The organism is Pseudomonas sp. B20 (assembly GCF_020515755.1).
GTDB classification, from domain to species: Bacteria; Pseudomonadota; Gammaproteobacteria; order Pseudomonadales; family Pseudomonadaceae; genus Aquipseudomonas; species Aquipseudomonas syringae.
This window is the reverse complement of the sequence record NZ_JAHPJG010000005.1, coordinates 106,914-124,265: the sequence shown is the minus strand read 5'-3', so window position 1 is coordinate 124,265 and position 17,352 is coordinate 106,914. Positions and strand designations below refer to the sequence as shown.

The following is a 17,352-nucleotide window of genomic DNA, read 5'->3' as shown; positions in this document are numbered from 1 at the left end:
CCTTATCGGTGCCGTTTTTGTTCCTGCCGCGTTGATTTCATTTAACGCCGCGTGCCAGCGTTCTTTTCGCCTCGCCCGCCGCCTGTTCCTGCCCTGATGTCGATAACGCTTCGGCCGCCTGCAGCCAGAGCTGCGCATCGACATTGGCCGGCAACTGCCGGGGCGACTGAATCAGCACCGCCCAACTGCCAGCGTCTTTCCAGGCCGACGTAAAGCTGCTGAAACTCATGGAATAGCGACGATCCATGCCTGCGTTGAGCAGCACGGTTTCCTTGATGCGGTTATAGCCGATCAACACCGCATAACGCGGCCCTTTCCACAACGCAGAGCCCTGGGTGAAACGCAGCATGACCGGGTAACCCGCCGAGACCTGGGTCAGCAGGTCCTGCAGCTGGCCATCAAGCGGGTACACCATGAAACCGTACTCACGCGCGACCTTCTGCATGTTCTGCTCGAGCCGGTCCTCGGCACCCGGCAATTGCAACGGCTTGTCTAGCAAACCAGGCGTCGTCTGCACCTGCTGGTTGGCCAGCATGCTAGCCAGCACCATCGGGCCGCTTTGATAGGCATTGCCCCGAAAGAACGGAATCGACGTCAGCTCGACCCGGTCCGGAAGGCGTTTCATCTCCGGCGTAACCATTGACGAACAACCGGCAAGGCCCATCAGCAAGGCCGCAATCAGCCATGAACGCAGCGCACCGGAAGTACCGGTAAAGAAAGAAACCGACAGCATGTTCACTCACTTCAACTGTTGTCGGGCAACCCGCGACCCGACCTGAGCACCGATGATAGAGCTGACCGGGTCTCGGGGATAGCCGCGCGTGGCACCTCGACCAACAGAATGGCGAAAATAATTCATAGCCCGATGCCACTGGTCAATTAACCGAAACATGCTCCGTATTAGACTGTCAGTTATCGAGACCGCAACAAAAAGCAGGAATGTGGAGGCACTTATGAGCCTGGAATTGACAATAGTGATGCTGATCGCTTCGTGGCTTGCCGTCGCCAGCGCAATGCTGTGGGGGGTGATGCGTGTATCCCGTCACCGTCATCAGCCGCGCAGCGTCGAGCCGCGTGCGGTACAACCGGCTGTACTTGCAAAACACATCAAGGCCCCCGCTGTAACAGCCAGCTGATTTACAGGGGTATGCGCAGCGCTTAGCTGATCTGCCTGCGTCAGCGTATTTGCCCGCACCTTGAATACAAAAGGTCGACCCTGTTGCCAGGATCGACCTTTTTTACAGCTTCGCCAGTTATCAGTGCGTGGAAACCTGGTTAACCGCTTTCTTGCGTCTTGCCCTGCGTACCAGCATGTTCAAGGCTTCAACGGCTGCCGAGAAGGCCATGGCCGCGTAGATGTAACCCTTGGGTACGTGGGCACCGAAGCCTTCGGCGATCAGCGTCATACCGATCATGATCAAAAAGCCCAGAGCCAGCATGACCACCGTCGGGTTGTCGTTGATGAATTTCGCCAGCGGGTTGGCTGCGACGAGCATCACCACGACCGCAGAGATGACCGCGATGACCATGATCGGCAAGTGTTCGGTCATGCCCACGGCAGTGATGATACTGTCGATGGAGAACACCAGGTCCAGCATCAGGATCTGTACGATCGCCGCGCTCATGCTCAACATCACCACCGAACCCAAGGCTTTCTCTTCCTCGGTCTTGAAGTCCATGCTGTGGTGAATTTCCGTGGTTGCCTTCCAGACCAGGAACAGACCACCGGCGATCAGGATCATGTCCTTCCAGGAGAACGCCTGACCGAACACCTCGAAAACCGGCTCTGTCAGTTGCACGATGTACGCAACGGTACTGAGCAGGCCCAGGCGCATCACCAGCGCCATGCCGATACCCAGCTTGCGAGCCTTCTCGCGCTGGTGCTCAGGCAGCTTGTTGGTGAGAATCGAGATGAAAATCAGGTTATCGATGCCCAGTACGACTTCCATCACCACCAGTGTCGCCAGCGCGATCCAGGCTGCCGGACTTGTCGCGAGTTCCAATAGGTATTCCATAGCTCACTGCCCTGCCTGCGCCAATAGTTGTAAGTCAGATTTCTTTATCAGACGTGTTTTCGGTTTCAGCCGAGTTTGGTGGTGGTTCCTGTAACGAAAGTTCCTGCCTGGCCTCGTCCAGTGCCTGGGTTGCGGCTTTATGGGTGTCATCGACCACCTGTTTTGCACTATCAGCGGCGGCGTTCACCACATGCTTGGTGGAAGACTCTAGCTGATCGCATCCTGCCACTACCAGCAGTGAACCGCTCAGCAATACAGCGTAAAGGACTTTGTTCATGGGCTCCTCAATCAGTGAAGCCGGGCGGCCTGTTCAGCCCGGCGTTGGAGCGGATTCTAGACATCTTGAAACATAAGGAAAATTCGATTTTATAAGGCATATACTTCGGTTTTACCGAATCGGCAGAAAATATGCTCAATTACCGCCAGCTTCACTACTTCTGGGTCGTGGCCAAGACCGGCAGCATCGTGCGCGCCTGCGAACAACTGAATCTGACCGCGCAGACCGTCAGCGGGCAGATCAGTCTGCTGGAGGCGTCACTGGGCGTCGATCTGTTCCAGCGCGTCGGTCGGCAGCTGGAAATGACAGAAGCAGGTCGCCTCGCCCTGCCCTACGCCGAACAAATGTTCCAGCTCGGCAATGACCTGGAAAACCTGCTGCGCTCGCAGCCGGATGAACAGCGATTGCTGTTGCGCATTGGTGTGGCTGACGTGGTGCCCAAATCCATCGTCTACCGCCTGATCGCTCCGACCATGACGCTGGATGAGCCCATCCGCATCACCTGTCGCGAGGACAAGCTGGAACGACTGCTGGCAGACCTGGCCATCCAGCGTCTCGACCTGGTGATTTCCGACAGCCCTATGCCGCCGCATCTGGACATCAAGGGCTATAGCCAGAAGCTGGGAGAATGCGGGGTCAGCTTTTTCGCCACACGTGAAATGGCGGAGCGTATCGGGAACGATTTTCCGCAGTGCATGCACGGCGCTCCCCTGCTGATTCCAGGTCAGGAAACCGTGGTTCGAGGCAGACTGATGCGCTGGTTTTCCGAACAGAGCATTCAGCCGCGCATCATTGGCGAATTCGATGACAGCGCGCTGATGAAGGCGTTTGGCAAATCCGGCAGCGGCGTGTTCGTTGCGCCCAGCGTGATCGCCGACGAAGTGCAGAACCAGTATGGCGTACAAGTGCTTGGGCATACTGACGCGGTGACCGAATCGTTCTACGCCATCACCGTCGAGCGCAAGGTCAAGCACCCCGGCGTTGTCGCCATTGCCGAAAGTGCTCGAAACCAACTGTTTACCGATGCAGGCTAAGCCGGGAGCGGCCCCGGATCACGCCTGATCAACAACAGCGCCAGCACAATCGCCAGCACGATGATGCCCGCAGCGGCAAAACCGACGTTGCCCAGCCCCAGGTGATCAATGACCCGGCCGCCGATCACCGCGCCGATGCCAATGCCAAGGTTGGCGCCGGCGATGTTCAGTGACGCCGCGAACGCAGGTGCTTGCGGCGCGGCCTTGATCAACCGCACATGACTGACCAGAAACAAGGCCGCCTGGGTGATGCCCCAGATCGCAAGCGCGAGTGGCAAGGCCACCACCGAATGGATACTCGGCACCACCGCGACCATGCCGACCACCATGAAGGCGCAGAACACCAGGCTGGCAATCAACGGATGGCGGTCGACCATGCGCCCGCCCAGCGAGTTGCCCAGCAAGCCGACAGCGCCAAAGCCCATCAGGCACCAGCCCACCAGAGCGCCGTCGAAACCGGCAAGACGCTCGAGCATGTCCGCCAGGTAGGTATATGCCGTGAACATGCCGCTGAACACCAGCACCGAGAGCAGCACATGCCCCTGCATCATCCGGCCGCGCAAGATGCCGAACTGCTTAAGGATCGATACCGGGTTCTGCTTGGCAGCCGTCTTTGGCAGATAGACCGTCAGCAACAGTGCCTTGGCGAACGCCAGAACGGCCAGCACCAGAAAGGCCGTGCGCCAACCGAATGCGTCCGAAATCAGAGTGCCGATGGGAATGCCGAACACCGTGGCGCAAACGATGCCGAAACCGATCCTGGCAATTGCCCGGCCTGCAAACTGCGGACCGACAATGTCCACGGCAGTCTCGCTGGCCAGCGCCCAGAACACCGGCAACCCCAACGCTGGAATCAGCCGGGCGATACCCATCACGGCGATATTGGGCGCCAGCGCCGCCAGGACATTTGCAAAACCGAACAGCACCAGGATGCTGACAAACAGGCGCTTGCGCTCGAAGCGCGAAAAATACGCGGTCAGAAAAGGACCAAAGGCGGCGACGGTGAACGCAAACAGCGTCACCAGCAGCCCTGCCTGCGAGACCGTGACATTCAGGTCGCGGGCAACGGCTGGCAACAGACCGACGATGACGAATTCTGTGGTCAGCACGGTAAACCCGGCAGCTGACAGCAGAAGGATGGGCAACAACATGAATACTCCAGAACAACAACAGACGCCGCTGCAACAGCGCGGCCTGCGGGAGGGGGATTAAAACAGCTTGAAGGTGACTGTCACGCCAATGCTGCGCACTGGCATGCAGTTAGTGAAGCAGAGCCCGAAAAACGAGGCGGACACTCCGATAATTCTCGTTCCCACGCTCCGCGCGGTAATGCATTTCGTGACGCTCTGCGTCACCCAATGCATGCCAATGCGGAGCATTGGCACGAGGGTCAGTTGGCTTTGTGTATAACGCCGAGGGCCGAGAACATCAGCGAGGCTTCAGCCCCCACTGTTTAGAACTTGCCCATGAAATCACGCTTGCCGATTTCAACGCCGTTATGGCGCAGCAGATCGTAGGCAGTCGTGACGTGAAAGAAGAACTGCGGCAAGGCGTAGCTGAGCAGATAGGCCTGACCGTTCAGGCGTTTTTCCTTTTCAGTGCCGGGACGCAGGACGATTTCGATGCCTTCCTTGCCGTCGACCTGATCCGGGGTGATGCTGCCGATGAACGCGAGTGTCCTGGCAAGCAGTGCCTGCAACTCGGCAAAGGTGGTTTCGGTGTCATCGTATTGCGGGATCTCGACGCCTGCCAGGCGCGCTGAGGCACCTTTGGCAAAATCGACGGCGATCTGCACCTGACGGGTGAACGGCAGCATGTCCGGGAACAAACGTGCCTGCAGCAATGCTGGGGGCTGAATTTTCTTCTCGGTCGCGTAGGCTTCGGCTTTGGTCAGAACGTCGCTCAGCGCGTTGAGCATTTGCTGAAAGACAGGAATGGAAGCGGCGTACAGGGAAATAGACATGACATATCCTGATTGAGAAAGGCGCAATTATAGACCCACATGACGCCAAACGCCGTGACACTTTTCAGCGCTCCTGCAGATCCGTGCAGCAGACACTGGCAATAATGTCCGCCACGCCCTACGCTGATCCACCGCCATCACTCAGGGAAGCGTCATGTCCATCGAATCGTCCTCCACCGAATCCTCCCCGAATGCCGAGGCGCTACAACTCAACGGCACCGAAGTGCGCATTCTGGGCTGCCTGATCGAAAAACAGGCGACCAACCCGGAAACCTACCCGCTGACCCTCAATGCACTGGTGACTGCCTGCAACCAGAAGACCAGTCGTGACCCGGTCATGAACCTCACCCAGGGGCAGGTCGGCCAGAGCCTTCGAGCCCTGGAAGGCCGCGGTCTGACGCGGCTGGTCATGGGCAGTCGCGCCGATCGCTGGGAGCACAGGGTCGACAAGGGGCTCGAGCTGGTCCCGGCGCAGGTGATACTCACGGGTCTGTTGCTGCTGCGCGGGCCGCAGACCGTCAACGAGCTGCTGACCCGCAGTAACCGCATGCACGATTTCGAAGACAGCGAGCAGGTCGTCCACCAGCTTGAACGCCTGATCGCCAGAGGTCTGGCGATGCTCGTGGCGCGCCAGTCGGGCCAGCGCGAAGACCGTTACATGCATCTGCTGGGCGACCCTGAATCGCTGCAGGAGCTGCTTGCCGCTCGCCAACAGGCACCGGAGCGACATTCGGCAAGCCCGGCGGCCAACTCGCGTATCGATGAGCTGGAGGCACGGGTCGCGGCCCTTGAAGAACGCCTGGCCAGACTGGAACACGCCGAGGCGTAATGTGCCCTGCCCGACCCGACGGCTAGCCGGCTCTGGCGAAGGCTGCCGCCTGCTGATACTGCTCATCGGTCGGGCGCACGCCGGTATAGAGCACAAACTGCTCCAGTGCCTGGATCGCCGCCACTTCATCACCACTCACCACACGCTTGCCCAGGCGACGTGCAGCCTGGATCAGCGGCGTGTCGGCGGGGGTAGCCACCACATCGAAAACCGTTTCAGCGGCGTCGATGGCTTGCAGGTCAAACGACAGCTGGTCAGCTTGCGCGCCCTGCATTCCTAATGGAGTGACATTGACCAGCAAGGGTGGCCGAGCGCTGCCCAGCTCCGCCTGCCAGCGAAAGCCGCACGCCTCTGCCAGACGCCGGCCAGCCTGCTCGTTGCGGGCCACGATCAGCCCCTCGGTGAAACCCGCATCGCGCAGCGCGAACGCAACCGCCTTGGCCATTCCCCCGCTTCCACGCAGGGCAAACGCGCTGTGCGGCACCGCATGGCTCTCCATCAGTTGAGCGACGGCGATGTAATCGGTGTTGAACGCCTTCAGATGCCCGTCGGTGTTGACGATGGTATTGATCGACTGGATAGCGGCAGCCGAGGCGTCCAGTTCGTCGACCAGTTCGATGCAGGCCTCCTTGAAGGGCATCGAAACTGCGCTGCCACGAATCCCCAGCGAGCGTATGCCGGCCACGGCGGCGGCAAGGTCATTGGGGGCGAAGGTCTTGTAATAGAAGTTCAAGCCCAACTGCTGGTAAAGATGATTATGGAAACGCACACCAAAGTTGCCGGGACGGGCGGCCATGGACATGCACAATAATGTCTCCCTGTTAGCAGTGACGGACATCGGGTGTTTCCTCCAGACGGTAATGGCTTGAATCTTCGACAGAAGCGTATGCTACGCACCAGTGAGCGCGAGGACATACGCGACACACCTTACATAAAATTTACTCAGCACTTTCGCAGATTCTTACAATTTCGGTGTCATAGTGTTATCCCGTGGCAGTGCTTGAGAGTGATGCAGGCGCGCGACAACGGGTTGAGAGCGAGGAACAGTCATGATTCGTCAAATCCCCAAGATCGCCTTGTTTGTAGGTGCCCTGGCCCTTGCTGGCCAGGCGAATGCTGACCGTGGCTGGGGTGGCCCTGCCGTGGTAGGTGCTATCGTTGGCGCTGCCGTTGTCGGGGCGGCGGTATCTTCAGGTCGCGACAGAACGGTGTACGTCGAGCGCGAGCCGGTATACGTGCAACAGCAGCCGGTCTATTACGCGCCGCCACCGGTCTATTACCAACCGGCCCCGGTCTATCAGGTTGTCGAGCGCTACCCACCGCCTCCACCGCCTGGCTACTACCACCGTTACGGGCCACCGCCAGGCCCCGGCTATTACTACGGCCCGCCACGCGGCCGCTGGTAACAGAACAAAAAAACCCGCCTTTTCAGGCGGGTTTTTCGTTGCTGTGCTCACACTATGGGCTGCCAATGCAATGCGCCAAACCCTTGTTGTTATCAATGACCACTATTGAGAGCGTCGATTTCTGACTTGCCCGCCCGCCCTCTACAGTAGCGCCATGGATTGAGGAGGCACTTATGACCAAGGTACACATCATGTCCGTCGTCGGTAGCGCAGTTCCAGCCCCGCTCAGAGCGCGCGGCCTGTTGGCCTGCTGGTACCTGATTCAGGATGGCGAACCCGTCAGCGGCCCGCTCGCGTCATTGCCTGTTGCAGAGGCCCTGTCGCGGCAAATGCAGTGCCAGCCCCTCAACAGCTGACTTCTTCTGCAAACCTCGTGCGTTGCTCCGCACATCCCTTGCCCGCCATCTTCGATGGCGGGCTTTTTTTTGCCACGGAAAAAGCCGGTGATCAGACTCAGCCGCGCTCGGCCATGGCCGCGTTGACCTGACAGCGATGGGTCAGTTTCTGCAGGCGTTTCTCCAGCGCCATGAACACCACGCGATCGGTACGGCCGCTGTCGAGTTCATCGATCAGGTCATTGGCGACCTGCCGCAATTCGTAAGCCAGCACCACGCGGTCATCGTTCAGGTCCTGTTTATGCGACTCGAACAGGCGATGCAGGTAATCCTGCAAGGTGTATTTCAGGCTGTGCCGGTCACTGGCGCGCAGATGGGTCAGGTTGAGGCTGATGCGACCCTGCAGTTCGCTCAGCTCGCCGCACAGGTACTGCATGCGCCGCGCGTAGCCCACTTCCCGGTCACGTATCTGTTTGTGCGCCAATTGCGCTTCCTGCTTGCGCTGGATGGCCGGTACTGCCACGGCCGCCATCAGCCCGACAATCAGGCCGATCGCCTGCATCCAGCCCGCCCAGTCGCTTGGACGTGAGGTAAAGCCGACACCCAGCAGCAGAATGACGATCAATGACGCGATGATCACCAGTACTGCGTAATCCTTGCTGACAAACCCCTTGAGCATTGCATGACTCCTGAATCGGTGACCTGAATGGCATGGAATGCTAATCGGTGCGGGCCTTGCGCACCACGAATATTCAATTGAGATTCGGTTTTTGGCAGGTTGCAGAGCAGAAAGCGACTTAACAGCAACTTAATGAACGACCGATTGCGTCATTTATTGCGCAAACGCCCACCCCAGCCCATCGACATACGGCAAAGTCTGCTCATAAAATGCAGCGTTTTGACGCGATCCCTTCCATTTACCACCTTTTATCGAGTGAGCCTTGCTCTTGAAAATCCGTCTGTCTCTTTTGGGCCTATTATTTGTACTTACCGGCCCCGTGCTTTCCACCCCTACGCTGGCAAACGAACCTGCCGTCCTGAGCCGTGATCCTTCCAACCTGCACCTTGCCTCGGGCAGCGCAATGGTCATCGACCTGCAGACCGACAAGGTGCTGTATTCCAGCAACCCGGATGTGATCGTGCCGATTGCCTCGGTCACCAAGCTGATGACCGCGATGGTCGTGCTGGATGCCAAGCAGCCGATGGACGAAGTCATTCCGGTGAACATTTCCCAGACCCCGGAAATGAAAGGCGTCTTCTCCCGCGTCAAACTCGGCAGTGAAATGAACCGTCGGGACATGTTGCTGATTACCCTGATGTCCTCGGAAAACCGTGCTGCGGCCAGCCTGGCGCACAGCTATCCGGGTGGCTATCCGGCGTTCATTCTGGCGATGAACGCCAAGGCCAAGGCGCTGGGCATGAAACACACGGCCTACGTCGAACCTACGGGCCTGTCGGTGTACAACGTGTCGACCGCGCGCGACCTCACCAAGCTGGTGATGGCGGCGCGCAAATACCCGCTGCTCAGTGAACTGAGCACCACCGAGCAGAAGACCGTGACCTTCCGCAAACCGACCTACACCCTCGGTTTCAGCAACACCGATCATCTGGTGCGCAAGGACAACTGGGACATCAAGCTGACCAAGACCGGCTTTACCAATCAGGCCGGTCACTGCCTGGTGCTGCTGACCAGCATGGCCAACCGCCCGGTTTCAGTGGTGATTCTCGATGCGTTCGGCAAGTACACGCACTTCGCCGACGCCAGCCGCATACGCAAGTGGATGGAAACCGGCCAGAGCGGCCCCGCGCCCGAAGTGGCCCTGCAGTACAAGAAGGACAAGAACCTGGTCATGAGACAGACCGGTATTCAAGCCAGAGACTGAGTGGCGCAAGCAACGAAAAACGGTCGCGATGCTTGCACATCGCGACCGTTTTTTATTTGCCCGAGCGACACTCAGTTGTATTGAGTGACCAGCTTGGTATTCAGGTAGGCCTCAATGGCTTCGGTGCCACCTTCGGAACCGTAACCGGAATCCTTGATCCCGCCGAACGGCACTTCCGGCAAGCCGATGCCTTGATGGTTGATCGACAGCATGCCCGCTTCGATATAGGTGCTCAGCGCCTGGGCAGTCTTCATCGACGTGGTGAAGGCATAGGATGCCAGCCCGAACGGCACGCGGTTGGACTCGGCGATGGCCTCCTCCAGCGTGTCGAACGGCACTAGCAGCGCGACGGGGCCGAAAGGCTCCTCATTCATGATGCGCATGTGCGGCTTCAAGCCACTCAACACCGTCGGCTCGAAGAAATAGCCCGCCCCCTCGACAGCCTTGCCACCGGCAGACAACGTCGCGCCACCACGCACCGCGTCATCGATCAGATCGACCAGCGCAGGAATACGTCGATCATTGGCCACCGGCCCCATGGTGGTGCCCGTCTCCAGACCGTTGCCGACCTTGATTTCGCGGGTCAGGCCGACGAATTTCTCGGTGAACGCGTCGAGCACCTTGCGCTGCACCAGAATCCGCGTGGGCGACACGCAGACCTGCCCGGCGTTACGGAACTTGGCGGTGGCCAGCACGCGAGCGGCGAGGTCGATATCCGCATCATCGAACACCAGCGCCGGTGCATGACCGCCCAACTCCATGGTCGCCCGTTTCATGTGCTTGCCAGCCAATGCGGCCAGTTGCTTGCCGACCGGCGTGGAGCCGGTGAAGGTGACCTTGCGGATGACCGGATGCGGGATCAGGTAACCGGAGATTTCTGCCGGGTCACCGTAGACCAGGCCAATGACGCCGGCTGGCACACCGGCATCGGCGAAGGCGCGAATCAATTCGGCGGGCGACGCCGGCGTTTCTTCCGGGGCCTTGACGATGATCGAGCAGCCCGCAGCCAATGCCGAGGACAACTTGCGCACCACCTGGTTGATCGGGAAATTCCACGGTGTGAACGCAGCGACCGGGCCGACCGGCTCCTTGATGACTTTCTGCTCGATGGACACGCCCCGTGATGGCACGAGACGGCCATAACTGCGACGCCCTTCTTCGGCCAGCCAGTCGATGATGTCCGCCGCCGACAGGGTTTCCATACGCGCTTCGGCCAGCGGCTTGCCCTGCTCCTGCGTCATGATTCGGGCGATGCTGTCTGCACGCTCACGAATCAGGTTCGCCGCTTTCTGCATCAGCTTGTAGCGATCATAAGCCGAGGTCGCGCGCCAGGTGGCAAAGCCACGCTCGGCCGCCGCCAGGGCTTCGTCAAGGTCGGCGATAGCGGCATGCGCAACAGTGCCCAGCGCCTCGCCCGTCGCCGGGTTGATGACTGACAACGTGCGGTTGGCGCGGCTCGCGCGCCACTGACCATCGATATAAAGCTGTACGTCTGGATACATGAACAATTTCTCCATAAGTCGCTGAAAAGGAACGGTGTGGCCGATGGATCAGACTCGCTGATCAGCACCGGCCATCGGCAAAAATGCCAAGTGCTGCGGCTCGTCGATTTTGCGACGCGTCGTGACGCGCGTCGACAGGCTCACAACACGTTTGACGCCGGTGGTCTCGTAGGCCTGCGCTATGCTGCGCTTACGACGATACTTTACTTACATAGCCTGGGCTCAAGTCACCAGTCAGGGATGACGTGATCATGAACGTACAGTCTGCCGCACTGCATCATCATACGCCCCGCCTGAATGTCATTGATCCACGCGGTCTGGAGATTCGCGCGATTGACTTTTGGCGCAACCAGGCCACGGACACGCCGCAACGACTTGTAAACCGTGTGGATCATGATGCTGCCGGGCATCCGGTCAACTGCTGGGATGCAAGGCTCTGGGAAAGCCAGGCTGCGGTCAATCTTGCTACTGTGTTTTCCCTGAGTGGTCAGGCGCTTCTCAGCGACAGTGTCGATGCCGGTTGGCGGCTGATGTTGGCCGGTGACAGCGGCGCGGTCGTGGCTGGCTGGGATGGCCGTGGGACTGAGCGGAGCGTGCAGTATGACGCCCTGCTCAGACCCGTTGCCATCATTGAAAACGGACGCTGCGTCGAGCGGCGGCAATACGGCGGGCCGGATACCAAGGGCCATAACCAGTGCGGCCAATGTATACGCCATGATGACCCGGCTGGTTCGCGAATGGATGACGAGTTCGCCCTGGCGGGTGGCGTGCTTGAACAGACGCGGCATTTTCTCTTCAATCCCGAAAATGTCGACTGGCCAGAACCGCTGGCAGAACGTGACGCCCTGCTCGAATCAGGTCCAGGCGCGACTACGCGCTGGGCACACAGTCCGCTTGGCGATGTCATCTCGCAAACGGACGCCCAGCGTAATGTCCAGACCTTTGCCCATACTCTGGCAGGTCATGTTGAGGCCATTTCACTTGGTCTCCCCGGACAGACAGAGCGAGTTCTGGTTCACAGTATCGATTACGACGCTCAAGGCTACGTAACCTCGGAAACGGCTGGCAACGGCGTTGTGACCAAGGCGCTGCACGACGCCACAAATGGGCGTCTGATCGAACTCAAAGGCACCTGGGCAGATGGCCAACTGCTGCAACATCTGCTGTATGACTACGACCCGGCGGGCAATGTCCTGCGTATCGATGATCGCGCCCAGCCGACACGGTGTTGTGCCGGTCAGCGTATTGAGCCGGTGTCGACTTATCAATACGACACGCTTTATCAGTTGATCCAGGCTACCGGCAGGGAGGCCAAGAAACTCAACCAAGGCCCTGTTTTTCCATCCTTCCAGACTCCCCTCGATGCGACGCAGTTGGCCAATTACACGCAAACCTACCGTTATGATGCGAGCGGCAATCTGTTGCAACTGACCCACACGGGTACCCAGTCCCACTCGCGCACTCTGGTCACTTCGCAAACCAGCAATCGCAGCCTGCCGGTTATCAACGATCGACCGCCGGATGAAGCGGCCATCGCTGCCGCGTTCGACGCCAATGGCAATCTGAGTGAGTTGCAAGCCGGGCAAGCGATGAGCTGGGACTGGCGTAATCAGCTGCAGCAAGTGCGGCCTGTGGTTCGGGAAGCGGGTGACGACGACAAAGAGCGCTATGTCTACGACGCCAGTGGGCAACGCCTGCGCAAAATTCATACGACCAAGGCGAAAGCCGTTGTCCACAATGCTGAAGTGCGCTACTTACCAGGCCTGGAGGTGCACAGCAACAGCGCCACAGCCGAGACTTTGCACGTTATCGTCACCCAGGCCGGGCGCAACGAGGTACGGGTGTTGCACTGGCAGGCGGGTCAACCCGAAGGACTTGAAAACGATCAGGTTCGCTACAGCTTCGCCGATCATCTGGGGTCCGGCGCCCTGGAGCTGGACAAAAATGCGCACATCATCAGCCAAGAAAGTTACTACCCGTTTGGTGGTACCTCGTGGTGGGCAGGACGCAGTACGGTTGAAGCCAGCTATAAAACCATTCGTTATTCCGGCAAGGAACGCGATGTGACTGGGCTGTACTACTACGGCCTGCGCTATTACGCGCAGTGGTTGCAGCGATGGATCAATCCGGATCCGGCGGGCGCAGTGGACGGGATGAATATGTATCGTTTTGTCAGGAATTCGCCTTTGCGGTTTGCTGATCAACAAGGGGCTGCTCCCCACGACGCGCCCCTCAAAGTCGTCGCAGACGACCTTTCCGAGTTCGAACCTGAGCAACTATCCAAATGTATGAAGCCAGGGATGTTGCCGTTTCGCTATTAACGTTCACGCGTTCCGAGCTGTTAAAAGCATCACCAGGCGAAGACGTAAAAGAGGCATTCGACGCAACCTTTGGGGCGCTGGTCACGAGCGCTCGCGCCGCTACGAGTATCGACGTGGAGGATTCCTTACGGCAGATGCAGGAGCTCATTGAGGGCATCGGCAGTCCAGAATCCGATCTGACGCTGTTTCTTTTTAATGGACCTGAAAACATTCTCGCATCGACCGATTTTCAAGGCGAGTTTCAGGAAGCGGTCGAACGGATTGGGGTGTCAGCCTCACTGCTTGCCAACTACGATGTGCTGAAAGTTGCACGAGCCCTTATTCACGAGGCCTCCCATGTCCGCCTGAATACAGTGGATGCGTTTTATTATCCGACGGACGCTGGCAACCCCCTCCTCGACGGAGCGGATACTGCACAGGTCGAGGCGTGGTCCAGCGGGATCCTAAAGTCATTAAGAGAAATCTCGACGAATGGCCCCGACGAAGAACAATTTGATCCTGCCGACTATATAGCCGCTATGCAGGCGTTGACCAAGAATGCGCGCACCCCGGCACAGCGAAAACAAGAGTTCTTGAGCAACACAACGACCCGGACTTTATTATTGCAGATGAATGCCGACACGCTTTCGTCGCTGGTCATGGCGACCGGCCAGCCTGCCCGATATGCGCAAACACGGATGAATCAGCCTGGAAATTGGACAATCAATGGCAGTACCCGCTCTTGTGCAGATACAGCGTGCCATTGACGCCTGAAAAAACGGTGCCTGTTTGGGCACCGTTTCAACAAAAAAGGCGTTGTCGGGGTAATTACAGAATCGGCTTGCCGCCCGTCACTGCATAGCGCGAGCCGGAAATGTAACTGGCTTCGTCCGAGGCCAGCAGCACATAGATCGGCGAAACTTCCACCGGCTGCCCCGGGCGTCCCAGCGGCGTCTCGCTACCGAAGCTTTTCACATCTTCGTCGGTCATGGTCGCCGGAATCAGTGGCGTCCAGATCGGGCCGGGAGCAACACTGTTCACGCGGATGCCCTTCTCGCCCAGCAACTGCGCCAGACCGCCGGTGAAGTTGGCAATCGCGCCCTTGGTGGTCGCGTAGGCCAGCAGCGTCGGCTTGGGCATGTCCGAATTCACCGAACTGGTATTGATGATCGAGCCGCCCCGCGGCATATGCGGAACCGCAGCCTTGCAGATGCGAAACATCGCCGTGATGTTGATATCGAAAGTCTTGACCCACTCTTCGTCGGAGATTTCGTCCAGCGTTTCATGCGTCATCTGGAACGCAGCGTTGTTGACCAGTACATCGATGCGACCAAACTCTGCAACGGTCTTGCTCACGATGTCTTCGCATTGCTGCTTCTGCGCCAGGTCGCCCGGCAATAGCAGGCATTTGCGACCCGCCTCTTCGACCCAGCGCTTGGTTTCTTGCGCATCCTCATGCTCGTTCAAGTAGGAGATCGCGACCTGCGCGCCTTCACGTGCAAAGGCGATCGCGACTGCGCGGCCGATGCCGCTGTCAGCGCCTGTGATCAACGCGATCTTGCCCTGCAGACGTCCGGAGCCCTTGTAGCTCTTTTCACCGCAATCGGGATAGGGGTCCATCTTGCCCTGCAGGCCTGGAACGTCCTGTGGCTGACTGGCAAATGGCGGCTTTGGGTATTCTTCGTTCATTTGAATAAATCTCTTTAAATAAAACGTTGTGGCTGAAGTGCTGATGCCCTTGTCGATCGCCTGTGGCAGATAAGACAAGGGCTCTCAGGCCAGGCCTGGTCAACTGCGCTTATCACGCACCTGGCTTGAGCACGACCTTGGTCCAGCCTTCATCACGCGCGTCGAAGTGCTTGTAGGCGTCAGGGCCTTCTTCAAGTTTCAGGCGATGGGAAATGATCTGCGACGGTTTGGCGCGACCGTGGTGGATCAGCTCGGCGAGGCGACGGTTGTAAGCCTTGACGTTGGCCTGGCCGGTGCGGATCTGCTGGCCCTTGAACCAGAACGAACCGAAGTCGAAGGCCATCTTGCCTTCCTTCGCGAGATCGCTTTTGGCGCCCGGATCCTGCGGCACGAAAACGCCCACGACACCGATCCCACCCGTCGCCTTGGTCGAGGCAACGAGGTTGTTCATGGTGACGTGGTTGGCCTCGTGGCCATGACGGTCGCAGCACTGATAACCGACGCACTCACAGCCTCGGTCAGTGCCTTTGCCATCGGTCAGATTGAGGATCTGATCCACTGCGCCCTGCTCCAGCGAATTGATCGGCGTCGCGCCCATCTTCGCCGCGAGTGCCAGACGATCTGGATGGTTGTCGACCACGAACACCTGCGAGGCGCCCTTGATCATCGCCGAGTGGGCAGCCATCAGACCGACCGGACCGGCACCATAGATGGCAACGCTTTCGCCAGGCAGCAGCCCGGCCAATTCGGTGGCATGCCAACCGGTCGGAAAGATGTCCGAGAGCATGACGTAATCCTCTTCACGCTCGGCGGCATCTTCGGGCAACAGCAGGCAGTTGAAGTCGGCATACGGCACACGCAACAGCTCGGCCTGGCCACCTTCATGATCGCCCATGTCGGCAAAACCGTAAGCCGCACCCGCGCTGCCAGGGTTGGCAGTCAGGCAATAACCGGTCAGGCCCTTCTCACAGTTTTCGCAAAAGCCGCAGCCGATGTTGAACGGCAGGCACACCCAGTCGCCCACCTTGATACGGTCGACGCCGGCGCCGACTTCAATCACCTGGCCGAGGTTCTCATGGCCGAAAATGCGCCCGGTCTCGAAAGACGTACGGCCTTCATACATGTGCAGGTCTGATCCACAGATATTGGTGGAGGTCACTCTGACAAGAGCATCTGTTGGCTTCTGGATCTTCGCATCCGGTACGTTTTTGACACTGACGTCACGCGGACCGCCATAGACGATGGCTTTCATGTTCGGAGTCTCCTTGGTGAAAAATTCGATGGGGCTTTTTAGGGCTCACCGAATATCTGTCACAACCAGAAGACGCCTGTTCAAAGCGATTGCCTTCGCACCTGACGAATGGTCGTCGATGAGTGCGAGCTAGAGCTGTGCGTGCGCCTCGATCCCGGTAAACGAGGTGAACGACAGGCCCGATATTCGCCGCAAATAAAGGATTTGCACGCACAATCTTATGGTATACCATCAGACGAAATACAAAGACATCTGCTCCGGGAGTCGTTCATGAGCTTTGAAATTCGCAAGATCGTCACGTACACCGAAGAAACCTTCATCGAGGGCGGCAAGGCCACCGACAAGCCGGTCACCATGATCGGGCTGGCGGCGGTGATCAAGAACCCCTGGCTGGGCCGTGGTTTCGTCGAAGACCTGAAACCGGAGATTCGCGCCAACTGCTCCGCACTGGGCGAGTTGATGGTCAAACGCCTCACCGATGCGATTGGCGGTGCAGAGAAAATCGAGGCCTACGGCAAGGCTGCCGTGGTCGGCGCGGAAGGCGAAATCGAACACGCATCGGCCGTGATCCATACCCTGCGCTTTGGCAATCATTACCGTGATGCCGTCAAGGCCAAGAGCTACCTGAGCTTCACCAACAAACGCGGCGGCCCGGGTACGTCGATCCAGATACCGATGATGCACAAGGACGATGAAGGGCTGCGCTCGCACTACATCACCCTGGAAATGCACATCGAGGATTCGCCGCGTGCCGACGAAATCATCGTAGTCCTTGGTGCCGCCAACGGTGGACGCCTGCACCCGCGAATCGGCAATCGCTATATCGACCTGGAAGAGCTGGCGGCCGAAAAGGCCCAGTAACTCATG

General features: G+C 58.8%; 18 protein-coding genes and 1 pseudogene. 8 read left to right on the top strand and 11 right to left on the bottom strand.

All coding sequences use genetic code 11. The annotated features are described in order from the left end of the window. Window positions 1-37: 37 nt before the first annotated feature. Window positions 38-733, bottom strand: a complete 696-nt coding sequence (locus tag LIX91_RS07165; protein WP_226488241.1) for a peptidase C39 family protein — start codon at window positions 731-733, stop codon at window positions 38-40. 220 nt (window positions 734-953) lie between these two features. Between LIX91_RS07165 and LIX91_RS07160 the strand changes: the two genes are divergently transcribed. Next, complete coding sequence (locus LIX91_RS07160; RefSeq protein ID WP_032702876.1) at window positions 954-1,136, top strand: hypothetical protein; 183 nt, start codon at window positions 954-956, stop codon at window positions 1,134-1,136. A 120-nt stretch (window positions 1,137-1,256) separates the two neighbouring features. Here the strand turns inward: LIX91_RS07160 and LIX91_RS07155 are convergent, their stop codons facing one another. Both LIX91_RS07155 and LIX91_RS07150 read right to left on the bottom strand, forming a co-directional pair. Then, window positions 1,257-2,015 (bottom strand): TerC family protein, encoded by a 759-nt coding sequence (locus tag LIX91_RS07155; RefSeq protein ID WP_226488240.1) that lies wholly within the window; start codon window positions 2,013-2,015, stop codon window positions 1,257-1,259. A gap of 34 nt (window positions 2,016-2,049) precedes the next feature. After that, window positions 2,050-2,292, bottom strand: a complete 243-nt coding sequence (locus tag LIX91_RS07150; RefSeq protein ID WP_032702875.1) for a lipoprotein — start codon at window positions 2,290-2,292, stop codon at window positions 2,050-2,052. Between the two features lie 131 nt (window positions 2,293-2,423). Between LIX91_RS07150 and nhaR the strand changes: the two genes are divergently transcribed. Next, a complete protein-coding gene (gene nhaR, locus LIX91_RS07145; RefSeq protein WP_226488239.1) occupies window positions 2,424-3,326 on the top strand; it encodes a transcriptional activator NhaR in 903 nt (300 codons plus the stop codon). Here the strand turns inward: nhaR and LIX91_RS07140 are convergent. Both LIX91_RS07140 and LIX91_RS07135 read right to left on the bottom strand, forming a co-directional pair. Next, window positions 3,323-4,477 carry an MFS transporter gene (locus LIX91_RS07140; RefSeq protein ID WP_226488238.1) on the bottom strand — a complete coding sequence of 385 codons (1,155 nt, stop codon included), beginning with the start codon at window positions 4,475-4,477 and terminating at the stop codon, window positions 3,323-3,325. The two genes, nhaR and LIX91_RS07140, sit on opposite strands and share 4 nt — an antisense overlap. Before the next feature lie 302 nt (window positions 4,478-4,779). Further along, window positions 4,780-5,289 carry a DUF1993 family protein gene (locus LIX91_RS07135; RefSeq protein ID WP_003405482.1) on the bottom strand — a complete coding sequence of 170 codons (510 nt, stop codon included), beginning with the start codon at window positions 5,287-5,289 and terminating at the stop codon, window positions 4,780-4,782. A gap of 154 nt (window positions 5,290-5,443) precedes the next feature. Here LIX91_RS07135 and LIX91_RS07130 point away from each other — a divergent pair, with 154 nt between their 5' ends. After that, window positions 5,444-6,118 carry a YceH family protein gene (locus tag LIX91_RS07130; RefSeq protein ID WP_003416409.1) on the top strand — a complete coding sequence of 225 codons (675 nt, stop codon included), beginning with the start codon at window positions 5,444-5,446 and terminating at the stop codon, window positions 6,116-6,118. A gap of 22 nt (window positions 6,119-6,140) precedes the next feature. Here the strand turns inward: LIX91_RS07130 and LIX91_RS07125 are convergent, their stop codons facing one another. Next, window positions 6,141-6,956: a shikimate 5-dehydrogenase gene (locus LIX91_RS07125; protein ID WP_032698460.1), complete on the bottom strand. Its 816-nt coding sequence runs from the start codon at window positions 6,954-6,956 to the stop codon at window positions 6,141-6,143. Between the two features lie 211 nt (window positions 6,957-7,167). On the opposite strand from LIX91_RS07125, the gene LIX91_RS07120 reads away from it, so the two are divergent. Together LIX91_RS07120 and LIX91_RS07115 are read left to right on the top strand one after the other, a co-directional pair. Continuing rightward, entirely contained in the window at window positions 7,168-7,524 is a 357-nt protein-coding gene (locus LIX91_RS07120) for a hypothetical protein (protein WP_003410180.1), read from the top strand. Between the two features lie 173 nt (window positions 7,525-7,697). Further along, window positions 7,698-7,880, top strand: coding sequence for a hypothetical protein (locus tag LIX91_RS07115; protein ID WP_003416408.1), 183 nt, complete (start codon window positions 7,698-7,700; stop codon window positions 7,878-7,880). 97 nt (window positions 7,881-7,977) lie between these two features. On the opposite strand, the gene LIX91_RS07110 is transcribed toward LIX91_RS07115, so the two are convergent. Then, window positions 7,978-8,538 (bottom strand): hypothetical protein, encoded by a 561-nt coding sequence (locus LIX91_RS07110; protein WP_003318017.1) that lies wholly within the window; start codon window positions 8,536-8,538, stop codon window positions 7,978-7,980. A 268-nt stretch (window positions 8,539-8,806) separates the two neighbouring features. On the opposite strand from LIX91_RS07110, the gene pbpG reads away from it, so the two are divergent. Continuing rightward, a complete protein-coding gene (gene pbpG, locus LIX91_RS07105; RefSeq protein WP_032620804.1) occupies window positions 8,807-9,742 on the top strand; it encodes a D-alanyl-D-alanine endopeptidase in 936 nt (311 codons plus the stop codon). Between the two features lie 71 nt (window positions 9,743-9,813). On the opposite strand, the gene LIX91_RS07100 is transcribed toward pbpG, so the two are convergent. Both LIX91_RS07100 and LIX91_RS07095 read right to left on the bottom strand, forming a co-directional pair. After that, complete coding sequence (locus LIX91_RS07100; RefSeq protein WP_226488237.1) at window positions 9,814-11,244, bottom strand: NAD-dependent succinate-semialdehyde dehydrogenase; 1,431 nt, start codon at window positions 11,242-11,244, stop codon at window positions 9,814-9,816. 227 nt (window positions 11,245-11,471) lie between these two features. Further along, window positions 11,472-12,032 carry a hypothetical protein gene (locus LIX91_RS07095; RefSeq protein WP_226488236.1) on the bottom strand — a complete coding sequence of 187 codons (561 nt, stop codon included), beginning with the start codon at window positions 12,030-12,032 and terminating at the stop codon, window positions 11,472-11,474. Between LIX91_RS07095 and LIX91_RS07090 the strand changes: the two are divergent. After that, a pseudogene (locus LIX91_RS07090) lies at window positions 11,982-14,311 on the top strand (RHS repeat domain-containing protein). The gene LIX91_RS07095 and the pseudogene LIX91_RS07090 sit on opposite strands and share 51 nt — an antisense overlap. A gap of 61 nt (window positions 14,312-14,372) precedes the next feature. Here the strand turns inward: LIX91_RS07090 and LIX91_RS07085 are convergent. Further along, window positions 14,373-15,233 (bottom strand): SDR family oxidoreductase, encoded by an 861-nt coding sequence (locus tag LIX91_RS07085; protein ID WP_003318012.1) that lies wholly within the window; start codon window positions 15,231-15,233, stop codon window positions 14,373-14,375. A 112-nt stretch (window positions 15,234-15,345) separates the two neighbouring features. Further along, window positions 15,346-16,485, bottom strand: a complete 1,140-nt coding sequence (locus tag LIX91_RS07080) for a glutathione-independent formaldehyde dehydrogenase (protein ID WP_003318011.1) — start codon at window positions 16,483-16,485, stop codon at window positions 15,346-15,348. 270 nt (window positions 16,486-16,755) lie between these two features. On the opposite strand from LIX91_RS07080, the gene LIX91_RS07075 reads away from it, so the two are divergent. Then, on the top strand, window positions 16,756-17,346 hold the full coding sequence (locus LIX91_RS07075) for an amino acid synthesis family protein (RefSeq protein ID WP_003348679.1): 591 nt from the start codon (window positions 16,756-16,758) through the stop codon (window positions 17,344-17,346). Window positions 17,347-17,352 lie beyond the last annotated feature (6 nt).

What these genes read in the sequence shown, in the direction of transcription:
- LIX91_RS07085 (WP_003318012.1), bottom strand. Translation starts at nt 15,233, where the DNA reads ATGAACGAAGAATACCCAAAGCCGCCATTTGCCAGTCAGCCACAGGAC.
- LIX91_RS07160 (WP_032702876.1), top strand. Translation starts at nt 954, where the DNA reads ATGAGCCTGGAATTGACAATAGTGATGCTGATCGCTTCGTGGCTTGCC.
- LIX91_RS07125 (WP_032698460.1), bottom strand. Translation starts at nt 6,956, where the DNA reads ATGTCCGTCACTGCTAACAGGGAGACATTATTGTGCATGTCCATGGCC.
- LIX91_RS07150 (WP_032702875.1), bottom strand. Translation starts at nt 2,292, where the DNA reads ATGAACAAAGTCCTTTACGCTGTATTGCTGAGCGGTTCACTGCTGGTA.
- LIX91_RS07140 (WP_226488238.1), bottom strand. Translation starts at nt 4,477, where the DNA reads ATGTTGTTGCCCATCCTTCTGCTGTCAGCTGCCGGGTTTACCGTGCTG.
- LIX91_RS07115 (WP_003416408.1), top strand. Translation starts at nt 7,698, where the DNA reads ATGACCAAGGTACACATCATGTCCGTCGTCGGTAGCGCAGTTCCAGCC.
- LIX91_RS07075 (WP_003348679.1), top strand. Translation starts at nt 16,756, where the DNA reads ATGAGCTTTGAAATTCGCAAGATCGTCACGTACACCGAAGAAACCTTC.
- LIX91_RS07120 (WP_003410180.1), top strand. Translation starts at nt 7,168, where the DNA reads ATGATTCGTCAAATCCCCAAGATCGCCTTGTTTGTAGGTGCCCTGGCC.
- LIX91_RS07110 (WP_003318017.1), bottom strand. Translation starts at nt 8,538, where the DNA reads ATGCTCAAGGGGTTTGTCAGCAAGGATTACGCAGTACTGGTGATCATC.
- LIX91_RS07155 (WP_226488240.1), bottom strand. Translation starts at nt 2,015, where the DNA reads ATGGAATACCTATTGGAACTCGCGACAAGTCCGGCAGCCTGGATCGCG.
- LIX91_RS07130 (WP_003416409.1), top strand. Translation starts at nt 5,444, where the DNA reads ATGTCCATCGAATCGTCCTCCACCGAATCCTCCCCGAATGCCGAGGCG.
- LIX91_RS07165 (WP_226488241.1), bottom strand. Translation starts at nt 733, where the DNA reads ATGCTGTCGGTTTCTTTCTTTACCGGTACTTCCGGTGCGCTGCGTTCA.
- LIX91_RS07100 (WP_226488237.1), bottom strand. Translation starts at nt 11,244, where the DNA reads ATGTATCCAGACGTACAGCTTTATATCGATGGTCAGTGGCGCGCGAGC.
- LIX91_RS07095 (WP_226488236.1), bottom strand. Translation starts at nt 12,032, where the DNA reads ATGCCGCGTCTGTTCAAGCACGCCACCCGCCAGGGCGAACTCGTCATC.
- nhaR (WP_226488239.1), top strand. Translation starts at nt 2,424, where the DNA reads ATGCTCAATTACCGCCAGCTTCACTACTTCTGGGTCGTGGCCAAGACC.
- LIX91_RS07135 (WP_003405482.1), bottom strand. Translation starts at nt 5,289, where the DNA reads ATGTCTATTTCCCTGTACGCCGCTTCCATTCCTGTCTTTCAGCAAATG.
- LIX91_RS07080 (WP_003318011.1), bottom strand. Translation starts at nt 16,485, where the DNA reads ATGAAAGCCATCGTCTATGGCGGTCCGCGTGACGTCAGTGTCAAAAAC.